General features: G+C 57.5%; 13 protein-coding genes. 4 read left to right on the top strand and 9 right to left on the bottom strand.

The window, feature by feature from the left end:
- Positions 1-239 precede the first annotated feature (239 nt).
- Genes rimK through A7K61_RS00015 form a run of 3 tightly spaced genes read right to left on the bottom strand, consistent with a single transcriptional unit; the run spans position 240 to position 2417 of the window.
- Positions 240-1145 carry a 30S ribosomal protein S6--L-glutamate ligase gene (gene rimK / locus A7K61_RS00005; protein ID WP_003187674.1) on the bottom strand — a complete coding sequence of 302 codons (906 nt, stop codon included), beginning with the start codon at positions 1143-1145 and terminating at the stop codon, positions 240-242.
- Entirely contained in the window at positions 1142-1591 is a 450-nt protein-coding gene (locus tag A7K61_RS00010; RefSeq protein WP_169856571.1) for an ATP-dependent zinc protease, read from the bottom strand. Before A7K61_RS00010 ends, rimK begins: the two co-directional genes overlap by 4 nt.
- Positions 1592-1637: 46 nt before the next feature.
- Positions 1638-2417, bottom strand: a complete 780-nt coding sequence (locus tag A7K61_RS00015; RefSeq protein WP_044270528.1) for an EAL domain-containing protein — start codon at positions 2415-2417, stop codon at positions 1638-1640.
- Between the two features lie 116 nt (positions 2418-2533).
- Between A7K61_RS00015 and A7K61_RS00020 the strand changes: the two genes are divergently transcribed.
- The gene (locus A7K61_RS00020) at positions 2534-2941 is read left to right on the top strand and encodes an RNA-binding S4 domain-containing protein (RefSeq protein ID WP_032894118.1); all 408 of its coding nucleotides are present in this window, start codon (positions 2534-2536) and stop codon (positions 2939-2941) included.
- A 235-nt stretch (positions 2942-3176) separates the two neighbouring features.
- Here A7K61_RS00020 and A7K61_RS00025 read toward each other — a convergent pair whose 3' ends face one another.
- Entirely contained in the window at positions 3177-3980 is an 804-nt protein-coding gene (locus A7K61_RS00025; protein WP_044270530.1) for a phosphatase PAP2 family protein, read from the bottom strand.
- A 124-nt stretch (positions 3981-4104) separates the two neighbouring features.
- Between A7K61_RS00025 and hslO the strand changes: the two genes are divergently transcribed.
- Both hslO and A7K61_RS00035 read left to right on the top strand, forming a co-directional pair.
- A complete protein-coding gene (hslO, locus tag A7K61_RS00030; RefSeq protein ID WP_003187686.1) occupies positions 4105-5007 on the top strand; it encodes an Hsp33 family molecular chaperone HslO in 903 nt (300 codons plus the stop codon).
- A 179-nt stretch (positions 5008-5186) separates the two neighbouring features.
- Positions 5187-6728, top strand: a complete 1542-nt coding sequence (locus A7K61_RS00035) for a phosphoenolpyruvate carboxykinase (RefSeq protein WP_005783824.1) — start codon at positions 5187-5189, stop codon at positions 6726-6728.
- Positions 6729-6787: 59 nt separating this feature from the next.
- On the opposite strand, the gene A7K61_RS00040 is transcribed toward A7K61_RS00035, so the two are convergent.
- The 5 genes from A7K61_RS00040 to A7K61_RS30640 form a co-directional block, all read right to left on the bottom strand.
- Complete coding sequence (locus tag A7K61_RS00040) at positions 6788-7651, bottom strand: EamA family transporter (protein WP_256557683.1); 864 nt, start codon at positions 7649-7651, stop codon at positions 6788-6790.
- Positions 7652-7810: 159 nt separating this feature from the next.
- The gene (locus A7K61_RS34110) at positions 7811-8167 is read right to left on the bottom strand and encodes a DUF1493 family protein (RefSeq protein ID WP_069556663.1); all 357 of its coding nucleotides are present in this window, start codon (positions 8165-8167) and stop codon (positions 7811-7813) included.
- A gap of 1158 nt (positions 8168-9325) precedes the next feature.
- On the bottom strand, positions 9326-9649 hold the full coding sequence (locus A7K61_RS00055; RefSeq protein WP_044270537.1) for a hypothetical protein: 324 nt from the start codon (positions 9647-9649) through the stop codon (positions 9326-9328).
- 170 nt (positions 9650-9819) lie between these two features.
- Positions 9820-10419: a putative adenosine monophosphate-protein transferase Fic gene (locus A7K61_RS00060; RefSeq protein WP_069556664.1), complete on the bottom strand. Its 600-nt coding sequence runs from the start codon at positions 10417-10419 to the stop codon at positions 9820-9822.
- A complete protein-coding gene (locus tag A7K61_RS30640) occupies positions 10419-10589 on the bottom strand; it encodes a YhfG family protein (RefSeq protein WP_003187692.1) in 171 nt (56 codons plus the stop codon). The genes A7K61_RS00060 and A7K61_RS30640 overlap by 1 nt, the downstream gene beginning before the upstream one ends.
- A 175-nt stretch (positions 10590-10764) precedes the next feature.
- On the opposite strand from A7K61_RS30640, the gene A7K61_RS00065 reads away from it, so the two are divergent.
- Positions 10765-11940, top strand: a complete 1176-nt coding sequence (locus A7K61_RS00065) for a tetratricopeptide repeat protein (RefSeq protein ID WP_044270540.1) — start codon at positions 10765-10767, stop codon at positions 11938-11940.
- The last annotated feature ends 142 nt before the right edge of the window (positions 11941-12082 follow it).

Consider the following 12082-nt stretch of genomic DNA (forward strand, 5'->3'; position numbering starts at 1 on the left):
GCTTACTTTTGCGCTTTTCAAAAGTGAGTCGCTGTCAGAGCGGAACCCTAAGTGGCCGTTACCGCAGGAATGGATATGTACTCGGTATAACTGTGTTGATTGTCAGGCCGCCTTCGCGAGCAAGCCCGCTCCCACATTGGGACCGAGGGGCGCCAGGTAGATAGCCGCCGGCTGGCAGGCCGCTATCGCAGGCAAGCCAGCTCCCACAGTGTTTTGTGATGGGTGGTAGGTGTGGGTATTCAGCCCTTGCCCTTGGTCCGAGTCATATTCGGTCCGCCATTCTTCTCCAGATGCTGAATGATGATCCCCGCCACATCCTTACCGGTGGTGGTTTCGATCCCTTCCAGGCCTGGCGATGAGTTTACTTCCATCACCAACGGGCCATGGTTGGAGCGCAGGATGTCCACACCCGCCACGCTCAGCCCCATCACCTTGGCCGCCCGTAGCGCGGTCATGCGTTCTTCAGGGGTGATCTTGATCAGGCTGGCGCTGCCGCCACGGTGCAGGTTGGAGCGGAACTCACCGGGCTTGGCCTGGCGCTTCATGGCCGCAATCACCTTGTCGCCCACCACGAAGCAGCGAATGTCCGCGCCGCCAGCTTCCTTGATGTATTCCTGCACCATGATGTTCTGCTTGAGGCCCATGAACGCTTCAATCACCGACTCCGCTGCCGTTGCTGTTTCACACAGCACCACACCGATGCCCTGGGTGCCTTCCAGCACCTTGATCACCAACGGTGCGCCGTTGACCATCTCGATCAGGTCGGGAATATCATCCGGGGAGTGGGCAAAACCGGTGACCGGGAGGCCGATGCCCCGACGCGACAGCAGTTGCAGGGAGCGCAGCTTGTCCCGCGAGCGCGCAATGGCCACGGATTCATTCAGCGGAAACACGCCCATCATTTCAAACTGGCGCAATACCGCGCAGCCATAGAACGTCACCGAAGCGCCGATACGCGGGATCACCGCATCAAAGCCTTCCAGGGGCTTGCCCCGGTAGTGGATCTGCGGCTTGTGGCTGGCGATGTTCATGTAGGCACGCAACGTGTCGATCACCACCATTTCATGGCCACGTTCAGTGCCGGCCTCGACCAGGCGGCGGGTGGAATACAGACGCGGGTTTCGCGACAGCACAGCGATCTTCATGCAGCACCTGGGGCAGAAATAGTGGAGACCGGGAACACCGGCTTGTCTTGAACGTACTTGAGGCCCGGATTGACCACCAACTGGCCGTCAATCAACGCCTTGGAGCCCAGCAGCAGGCGGTAACGCATGGCTTTGCGACAGGCGAGGGTGAACTCTACCCGCCATACCCGATCACCCAGGGCCAGGGTGGTGCTGATCACGTAGCGCACCTGTGCATGGCCGTTGGAGCTCTTGATGGTTTTCATCGTCACCAGGGGCGCTTCACAGCGCCGGTGACGTAATTGCACCACGCTGCCCAGGTGCGCGGTAAATCGCACCCACTTTTCACCGTCGCGCTCAAAGGGTTCGATATCGGTGGCGTGCAGGCTTGAGGTGCTGGCGCCGGTGTCGATCTTCGCGCGCAGGCCCGCCACTCCCAGGTCGGGAAGTGCCACCCACTCACGCAGACCTACAACGGTCAAATGGTCAAATGTCTTCAATAGGGTTAACCGGTCAATTTGCCCAGGCTTGAGGAGATACCTCAGCCAACGCTTTGAATGCAGGCTTGGCGAACCAGAAACCCTGCATCAGAAATATTCCGCAGTCGGATAGGAAGTCGCGCTCGCCGGCACTTTCGATGCCTTCGGCGATGACAGTAACCCCCAACTGCTCACAGATTGTGACAATCCCCCGGACGATCACTTGACGGACACGATCCTGGTCGACATCGCGAATCAGCGCCATGTCGAGCTTGATCAAGTCAGGTTGGAAATCGGCCAGCAGGTTCAGCCCCGAATAGCCCGCACCGAAGTCGTCGATGGCGGTCTTGAAGCCGAATTCGCGGTATTCACGCAGAATATTCGTCAAATGGCGATAGTTATCTACGTGTTCGCTTTCCAGGGTCTCGAAAATCAGCCGGTCCAGTGGGAAATTGTGCGCCCGGGCGGCCTCCAGCGTGCTGCGGATACACAGCTCCGGGCGATATACGGCATTGGGCATGAAGTTGATGGAAAGATGAGTCTGCATACCCAGGGCGGCGGCACCCGCGATGGCCTTGGTCCGGCAGCGCTGGTCGAAGCGGTAGCGATTGGTTTCGTTGACCTGAGCCAGCACCGACAGAGCGCCTTCTCCCTGGGTACCGCGCACCAAGGCTTCGTGGGCGAATATCGAATGGTCACGCAGGTCTACGATAGGCTGATAGGCAAACGCAAAATCGAACCCCAGCGGCTCGCTTTGCTGGCAACCCACGCACCGCTGGTTGGGCGAGGTGAGTGAAACGGGAAAGTCGGTCACGGCGTATCCTCGCGAAAACAGGGTGCTACCTGGCGTATCTTAGGTGAGCCTTGGGGTTTATGCGTCGAAGGGTTTCAACGGTAAAGTTGCGACATTTTTCAGAGCGAGGAATTCAAGTGGCTCAAAAGCAGGAAGAGCAAGAGAAGGTCCGGTTGGACAAGTGGTTGTGGGCAGCCCGGTTCTACAAGACCCGCGCCCTGGCCAAGGCGGCTATAGAGAGCGGCAAGGTGCACCATCGCGGCGAGCGCTGCAAACCGGGCAAGGAGCCGCGCGTCGGCGACGAGTTTCAGATTCGTACAGGGTTTGATGAAAAAACCATTGTGGTGCAGGCGCTTTCCATTGTGCGCCGCGGCGCGCCTGAAGCGCAGGCACTGTATGTCGAGACCGAAGCCAGCATCGCCAAGCGCGAAAACGCTGCGGCCATGCGCAAGGCGGGCGCTTCAGGCTTGACCACCGATGGCAAGCCGAGCAAGAAGCAGCGCCGCGATCTGTTCAAATTCCGCGGCAGCGGCAATGACGATTGATTACACGAGTCGCCCATGCAAACTCGACCAAATGTGGGAGCAAGCAAGCCCTAATGCCAGCCAGTTAAGGCTTTTTTGTAGGAGCGAGCTTGCTCGCGAAAAACTTACAGGCGCCGCGTTCATTCAGCAACACGCGTTATCGTTGACGTTTTTCGCGAGCAAGCTCGCTCCTACAGAAGGCGATGACCGCTTAACTGACTGGCATTAGGGCAAGCCCACTTTTAGCCTTGGGGGGTTAAAGAGTTGTGCGCATGACACTCAACCGCCCAAGAACGGGCAACTTGCTCAGTAGCCCGAAAAGCGGCGCCGTCATGCGCAACAAAGCGCCCGATACCTTCGCCGCAAACGGCGTGTAATACCCCCACCCCAACGCCAACAGCGCCAGCAGTACGCCACCGATGTAATCGTCCTGGCCCCAGTGCGCGCCGGCCACCAGCCGCGGCATCATGAACAGCAGCGCCAGGCCCCAGATCACCAGCACCTGGCCGATGCGCCGGGCGAAGACGCTCATGAACATCGCCCAGATCAACAGCACCGAAGCATGGTCGCCGGGGAAGCTCTGGCTCGAGCGGTCCTTCAGCTCCCAGGTTTTCTCCAGCCCTGGGAAAAAGTCGCTCATTTGAATCGCGCCGCTGATGACCATCGACGGGCTACTGTGCTGCCAGCCCATGTGCGCCGCGAGTTTGGAGAACAGCATGCGGATAAATAGCAACAACAGCAGAATGCCGAGAAAGCCAAAAAACGCCTGGCGCACCTGCACGGCCTTGAACACCCAGTCGCCGCGAATCAGCAGCGCCAGCAAAATCACGCCGACCACTGCATCAAACGGCCGCAGGCTCGCCACGGCCCATACATGCAACCAGGTCGAGTTCGTGGCCAGTGGGCCATTGAGCAGATGAAACAGCCATTCGTCGAAAATTACACAGAGCATCTGGCCCGTGGGCCACAGCCAAAAACACAGCAGCCCGATAGCGAGTAGATTGCAAAGAGCCCATCGCCGGAGGTTCCAGTTGGCTTGGAACAAACCCGGATTGTTCATAAACTGTCCCTCATCGCTCTATTGTGCTCCTTGAATTCAGGAGAAGTCGCACCAAGATGGTGCTAAAGCGTTTAATTTTATAAACCTTGTAATCATTTTGTCATCACTTCAGATACCCAGACCTATGACTGATCTACCGGATACCGACTTCACCCAACGCTTCATCTTCGATGAGAGCGATGCCCGCGGCGAGATGGTTTCGTTGGAGCTCAGCTATGCCGAAGTCCTTGCCAAACACGCCTATCCGGAGCCGGTCGCGCAATTGCTCGGCGAGTTGATGGCCGCCGCGGCGCTGTTGGTGGGCACCATGAAGTTCGACGGTTTGCTGATCTTGCAGGCTCGCTCCGAAGGGCCGGTGCCCATGTTGATGATCGAGTGCTCCAGCGAGCGCGAGATCCGTGGCCTGGCCCGTTACGACGCTGAGCAGATTGCTGCAGACGCTACCCTGGCCGACCTGATGCCCAACGGCGTCCTGGCACTGACTGTCGACCCGACCGAAGGCCAGCGCTACCAGGGTATTGTCGACCTCGACGGCCAGACCCTGTCGGAATGCTTCACCAACTACTTCGTCATGTCCCAGCAAGTGGGCACCAAGTTCTGGCTTAACGCCGACGGCAAGCGCGCTCGCGGTTTGCTGGTGCAACAACTGCCGGCCGATCGCATCAAGGATGAGGATGACCGTGCCGAAAGCTGGCGGCATATCATCGCCCTGGCCGACACCTTGAAGGCCGAAGAACTGCTGGGCCTGGACAACGAAACCATCCTGCACCGCCTCTACCACGAAGAAGCCGTGCGCCTGTTCGACGCACAAGGCCTGCGCTTCAATTGCAGCTGCTCGCGCGAGCGTTCCGGCAACGCGCTGGTCAGTCTGGGCCTGGAAGATGCGCAAAATCTGGTGGTGGAACATGGCGGCCATATCGAGATCGACTGCCAGTTCTGCAACCAGCGCTACCTGTTCGATGCGGCTGATGTAGCGCAATTGTTCGCTGGCGCAGGCAGCGACACCCCTTCCGACACCCGCCACTAAAACGTTTAAGCACAGGTAAATCACCTGACAAACGCCGGATTAGAGGTGTTCTGACGGGAGGGCCCTACTCTTTTTGGGCTTTTCTGGCATAATCCGGCCCACTTTTTTCGCGGTAGTAGTGCGCAACTTTCTACTACAAAACGTTTGGAGCACTCGGCCATAGGCCGACGGGGAACCTCATGACGCAAGCCAATAACGCCGTATACACCGATCTGAGTGTTGACGATCTGGTCAAAGAAGCCCTGCAGCGCGGTGAAGGCGTGCTTGCCGATACTGGCGCGCTGGTCGTAGAAACCGGTCACCGCACCGGTCGTTCGCCGGTTGACCGTTTCATCGTTGAAGAGCCTTCCACCCAGGACGCCATTGCCTGGGGCCCGATCAACCGCAAGTTCCCAGCCGACAAGTTCGATGCTCTGTGGGCTCGCGTCGAGGCCTTCAACAACGCGCAAGAGCATTTCGTTTCCCATGTTCACGTAGGGGCTGCAGAAGACCACTACCTGGCCGTGAAAATGACCACCCAGACTGCCTGGCAGAACCTGTTCGGTCGTTGCCTGTTCATCAACCCGGCCCAGTACAACCCGGCCGGTCGTGAAGAGTGGCAAGTGCTCAACGTGGCCAACTTCGAGTGCGTGCCAGAGCGTGACGGCACTAACTCCGACGGTTGCGTGATCCTCAACTTCGCCCAGAAAAAAGTACTGATTGCCGGCATGCGTTACGCCGGTGAAATGAAAAAAGCCATGTTCTCGGTGCAGAACTTCCTGCTGCCGGCTGCCGACGTGCTGCCAATGCACTGCGCCGCCAACATCGGCGAAGCAGGCGACGTGACCCTGTTCTTCGGCCTGTCCGGCACTGGCAAGACCACCCTGTCGGCCGACGAAAGCCGTTACCTGATCGGTGACGACGAGCACGGCTGGGGCGAAGGCGTGGTGTTCAACATCGAAGGCGGTTGCTATGCCAAGTGCATCGACCTGTCCGAGAAGAACGAGCCGGTGATCTGGAAAGCCATCAAGCATGGCGCGGTGCTGGAAAACGTCGTGATCGACGAGGCCAAGCACGCCGACTACGCCGACGTCAGCCTGACCCAGAACAGCCGTGCCGCCTACCCGCTGGAGCACGTTGCCAAGCGTTCCGAAAAGAACCTGGGCGGCGAGCCAAACGCGGTGATCTTCCTGACCTGCGACCTGACCGGCGTACTGCCGCCTGTGTCGATCCTCAGCGAAGAACAAGCGGCCTACCACTTCCTGTCCGGCTACACCGCTCTGGTGGGTTCCACCGAAATGGGTTCGGGCAGCGGCATCAAGTCGACGTTCTCCACCTGCTTCGGCGCGCCGTTCTTCCCTCGTCCGGCTGGCGAATACGCAGAGCTTCTGATCAAGCGCATCCGTGGTTTCGGCTCCAAGGTCTACCTGGTCAACACCGGCTGGACCGGCGGCGGCTACGGCGTGGGTAAACGCTTCAACATCCCGACCACTCGCGGCGTGATTGCAGCCATCCAGAGCGGCGCGTTGATCGGTGCGCAAACCGAACACCTGGATACTATCAACCTCGACGTGCCATTGGCCGTACCCGGCGTTGAAACCGGCCTGTTGAACCCACGCAACACCTGGGCTGACAAGGCTGCCTACGACGAAGCGGCGAAGGCGCTGGCTGGCCTGTTCATCGAAAACTTCAAGAAGTTTGAAGTGAGTGATGCGATCAAGGCGGCGGGTCCTAAGTTGTAAGATTCTCTGGTTGTAAAAAAGCCGCCTCTTAAGTAGGCGGCTTTTTTATGCGCGAACGATTAGTCGGCGATGTGCAGTACCACTGCACCGACCAGCACCAGCACGACGCCTGCCACCTGCACCGCTGACAATCGTTCCTTGAAAAACACGAACCCCAGAATCGCCGCAATGCCTCCCGACAGCGTACTGATCACGGTCACCACCGACACCGAGCCGGCCATCGCGCCCCACGAAAACGCCGAGAACCCGCCGAGATTCATCAAGCTCGCCCCGGTCAACGTCGCGCAGTTTTTTAGCGGCGGGATCTTCAGGCCATCCTTGATCTTCAGCACCATCACCACCAGCACGCACAGGCCCACCAGGTAACCCAGCCACAACATGCTGATCGGCCCCAACGCCGGCAGTGTGTAGCGGCCTTGCAGCCAGAAACTGGTGCCGTACAAGGTTGCGGCGAACATGGCGTAGGTAATCGACAGGCGCGGGTTGTTGTGGGGCGTACCGTTGTCCTTGTGAATGCTGGACAGCACAACGCCGATCACGCATAAAGCGATGCAGCCCAGTTGTACCAGGCTGATGTGCTCACCGCTGGCCCAGGACAGCAGGGTGGTCACCACTCCATAGGACGTCACCAGCGGCGCGACGATGGCCGCTTTGCCCAAGGCAAAGGCTTTGGACAGTGCAAGGGCGCCGGACACCGTCAGCAGGGCGGCGGCGATACCCAAAAGCCAGACGCTGAATGGCGTATCAAGGGATTTGAAAAGGAAGGCCGGGAAAATGACCAGCAGGAGGGTCATGATCAAAAAGCCGAGGGCTTGGCCGAAATACACCGCGCGTTTAACGCCAACGGCGCGGGCGTTGAGGCCCACCAGAAAGTCCGTGCCACCCCAGAGCAGGGCGGCCAGCAGGCCCATTGTTACGTCCATGTAAGGTCCTTGTTTGTATACCGATCGCCAGCTTGGCGCAGTCTCAATGTGGGAGCGGGCTTGCTCGCGAATGCAATGTATCTGTAACGCAAATATTGGCTGACACGCCGCATTCGCGAGCAAGCCCGCTCCCACATTGTGTGCTCAGTGTTGCTCAGGTCAGCTCAGGTTTTCCAGCGTTTGCGTGTCCCACCTGTGGGTCTTGATCGCCAGGTAGAGCATGCCGATGGTCAACGGTATTTTGTCACCACGGCCCTTGGCGCGCCGTTTCAGAAACACGTCGAACACCGGCGGTTGGAAGTAACGATAAGCGTCGTAGTCGCTTAGGTCGACCCCAAAATCCTGTTCCAGCGCCTCCATGAATTGCTTGGCCTCAACGCCATCGCAAGCAAGGTCGAAGTTGAGCGAGGTTTGCAGGCTAATGGTCTTGTGTTTCGGCAGACCGATTTCTTCATGCAGCAATTGCAGGAGTTGCTGCATGACAGGGTCTTCGGGGAGGTTGGGGGCCAGGTTCATGGTGGGGGTGCGTAGGAGTGGGTGAGGGGGCCTTTTACGTTGCTGGCGGTATTTGTTTCGCGTGATGAAGAGAGCCAAGCCTATCAAAAACAAGGCCAGGGGAAGAAGTTGAATATTCAGGACAATGGCGATGTAGGGTAGCCAGAACAAAAGAAGCAGCCCCGTTACGATGAAGGTAACGGCGAAACGCGCTCTTAACGTGCAGTCAGTGATTTTGTAATACAGCAGCAGATGGAGAGCGAATAATAGCGCTGTTTGTAGGTAAAGCCATTGACTAAAATTCATCTGGAGTACACATGCATTGAGACGCTTGAGCGCTGCGGGCCTATGCCACCGCTGACCTGAGCATCCAGGCCAATGACGATGTCTGCGCTGTGAAAGTTGCAGATCCTGCGAGAAATCAAATCGCTGATAGCGTTCTCGACTATCGACTCTGCTTTGCTGGATATGATCCCGACAGGGGCTGCAACTGCGCCAGAAATGATTTCTTTTATGAGGTTGTTCCGATTGTTCAAGCTATTTGCCTGCTTCCTGGTCAGTGGCTTTGAGACGACCACTGTCATGACGCAGGGTAGATCTAGGGCGAGCATCTTTTCGTACAACTTCTAAAGCCGCAAGCGGACCTCTATCGCTGAAGCTTTTGCTTCCAGCAAGCAAAGTGTGGCTAGCTCTTTTCGATTGTTTGGCATCACGGTGAGTCGAATTACCGTGAAAGTGATGCCATAGTGGCCGATATATTGAGTCCTTTCGATGTTCACGGTTTTTTCCGAGACAGTTGATAGGAGGTTATTTTCAGTCGGCTACGCGTAACTGGTATAGAGGGTTGAACGGGTATTTAAAGCAGTTTGGGAAACGGACGACGCGCCGTTTTTTGGTTTCTTACACTGCCTTCCTGCATTTTTGACTGGATGCCGATTTTGCAGGCTGAACCGAGCAAATGTGGGAGCCGGGCAAGCCCTAAGGCTTTTTGTAGGAGCGAGCTTGCTCGCGAAAAACGTCAACGGTAACGCGTGCTTCCTGGATAAACGCGGTGCCTGTGAGTTTTTCGCGAGCAAGCTCGCTCCTACGGGTATTAGGGCTTGCCCGCGATGGCGGTGTGTCAGGTTTGGAAACGTAGTCCGATACGCCGCCATCGCAGGCAAGCCAGCTCCCACAGGTTTAGCTGTGTAGCGGATTGCTGTGTGGTGGCTGATCGGTCGCTGGTGGCAGTTGTACGTGTTGAGTAGCTTCCAGCAAATCACAGCCGTCCTGAACGAGCAGGTACAGCGCATTGATGATGTGGGATATGTCTTTGAGGTCGGCGTGTTCGAAGGTCAGGCAGGAGAAGGTTTCCAGTAAGTCGCTGGCGGCGCGGATGCGCTGGTGGGCGGCAGATTGGATGTCTTCGGCTGATGCTTGAGTGTCGATGAGAAGCGGGTGAGTGTCGGTGAAGTTGGTGCGTAGCTGACGATAGCGATTGGTGGGAAGGTTCGGCTTTGTCATCACAGTGTTCCAATACAGATTCAAAGAAATACGCCAGAAGAGCTGGCACGTTGTCTCTGCTGTTTTTCGGGTGACCAAGCCCGGTCGCTGAATTGGTAGCGACGAGCCCAACCTTAAAAGTGAGTTTGTTCTCGAGCAATAAACAGATGGTTTAGGCGTTCGAAGTTCGATCAGACACTGAGAGGCCTGCCGATACACCGCTCAAAAATCGCTTCCAATCCCCGATAGTCACACGCCACCGCATCAATATTCGCGGGTATCCAGGCCGCATGTTTTACCAGCCACCAATTCACCGAAAACCCCGCATTCACGATGATCTGTTCAAACAGGATCCGCTGCGCCCGGCCATTTCCCTCGCGGAAGGGATGAATGACATTCAGGTCGCCATAAGCTTCAGCGATTTGACGCACAAGGTCAGCCTGAGTCGCGCCAACATACCAATTGGCGTCTTGCATATGCCGGACGATTTTCGCCGCTTCTGGTGGAATTCGCTCCGGGGTGCAAAACAGCGTGTCGCCTTTCTGGATGTTGACGCTGCGCAGTTCGCCGGCCCAGTCATAAATGTCACCGAACAGGATGCGGTGAATGTGTTGCAGACGATCAAGGTCGTAGGGCGGCGGAAAGAGTGGAAGGTTGCCTACGGCGATTTCGGATAATTCCCGCTCGGCCTGGTGCAGGCGTGCTTCATCGAGCAAATCGAGGCGGTTGCGCAGGATGCTGCTACCGGGATAGCAGTACGGGTCCTGGCCCACCCCGTATTTGTCGAGCATCAGCGTGAGGTGTTGCGGTACTTGGCAAGGACGGCTTCGCGTGTCGGCAGGGGTTTGTCGACGTCGGTCGGTTGGGTATCGAACCCTTCCAGGCGCAGGCTGGCCAGGTAATTGGAACGGCGGATCTTGTGATAGTGATCCTGTTTTTGCTCAAACGTCAGTTCGCTCATCGCTGCGTCCTCTTGGAAAGCAAGGCTTGATTGTAGCGCAATGCGTAGCTAGGTAGGCGGGATAAAAACCCCGTCACAATCTGTATAAAAAATCTGCCAGCGAGCTCATTTCAGCGTATGTTTCACCGCAAAATCTTGTAGGGCGATTCCGCCCACTACTTAAAGGGAGTTAAGCATGGGTTTGCTTCGTGTCGCCTCGGCGATGTCTTTGTGTGCGGTGGCGTTTTCTGTCCAGGCCGAGCAGTTGCCGATTGAGGTGCTGAGTGCGGTGGTCAAGGACCAGAAAATCGCCGATGCCGAAGTGCTGCTGCAACGTAATGGCGCGCAGAACGTGGTGGGCCGTACCAACGCGCAAGGCCAGGTCACGCTGACCAGTGAGGCGGCTGACGATGCCAGCAACCTGCTGATCATCAAGAAGCCTGGCTATTCCAACCTGGTGGTGAAGTGCCCGTGCAAAGGCATGACCTATGCCATCAGCCCGGTGATGGAAAACCTCGACGGCCTGCGTGTGGTGTTGACCTGGGGCAAGGCTCCGCGTGACCTCGATTCCCATATGATCTTCCCCGGCAATAACATCTTCTTCAACAATAAAAAGGGCACCGACGCCGAACTGGACGTGGATGACACCGATAGCTATGGCCCGGAGACCATCACCCTGCAGAAAAAGCACTACGGCGAAAGCTACGTCTATGCCGTGCACGACTATTCCAACAGCGGCTCTCCCACCTCCAGCGAGTTGTCCAACAGTGAGGCCAAGGTGTTCGTGTACATGGGGCAATCCCTGGTACGCACCTACTATGTGCCGCAGAACCGCACCGGCAACCTGTGGACCGTGTTCCGCATGACCGGCAGTGGCGACTTCCAGGACATCAACACCTTCACCGGCGTGAGAGTCGGCGCCGAAGATGTGCTCAACGAGGTCAAGCCGTTGCTGGATGACAGCGTGGCCGTCACCGCCGTGACGGTGAGCTCGTCGGTACAGGCCGATGCGAAAAAGCTGAACCTCAAGGGCGAAGCGGCCTACCAGGCCGGTAACCTGGACCAGGCCATCGACTTTTTCCGCCAAGCCATCGAGCTGGATAACGGGTTCGGCAAGGCTTACGGCAACCTGGGCCTGGCGTATCAGAAAGCCGGTAATACCGCGGAGTCGATCTGGGCCAACCGCAAGGCTATCGCCCTGGCGACCGGTACCAATGCCGCGACCGTGCGTGCCGGTGCTTACTACAACATTGCACGCATCTATGAAGCCGCCGGCCAGTTCCCGGATGCGTTGCGTCATTACCAGTTGGCCAAAGAGCAAAAGGCCAACCCGGTGTACGACACGGCGATTGAGCGGGTGCAGAACCGCTGATTCAGCTGTAGCTCGGTTGTGAAATGTGGGGGAGGGCTCGCCAGCCCCCCACATTTTTAATCTGCTGCTTCCTGTTACGTTCTCAGAAAACTCCCACTTCGGCCCTGGGCCATCCCTCCCCCTGTGTATCATCCTGTCTCTT

Source organism: Pseudomonas sp. AP42, assembly GCF_001728935.1.
Lineage (GTDB): Bacteria > Pseudomonadota > Gammaproteobacteria > Pseudomonadales > Pseudomonadaceae > Aquipseudomonas > Aquipseudomonas lactis.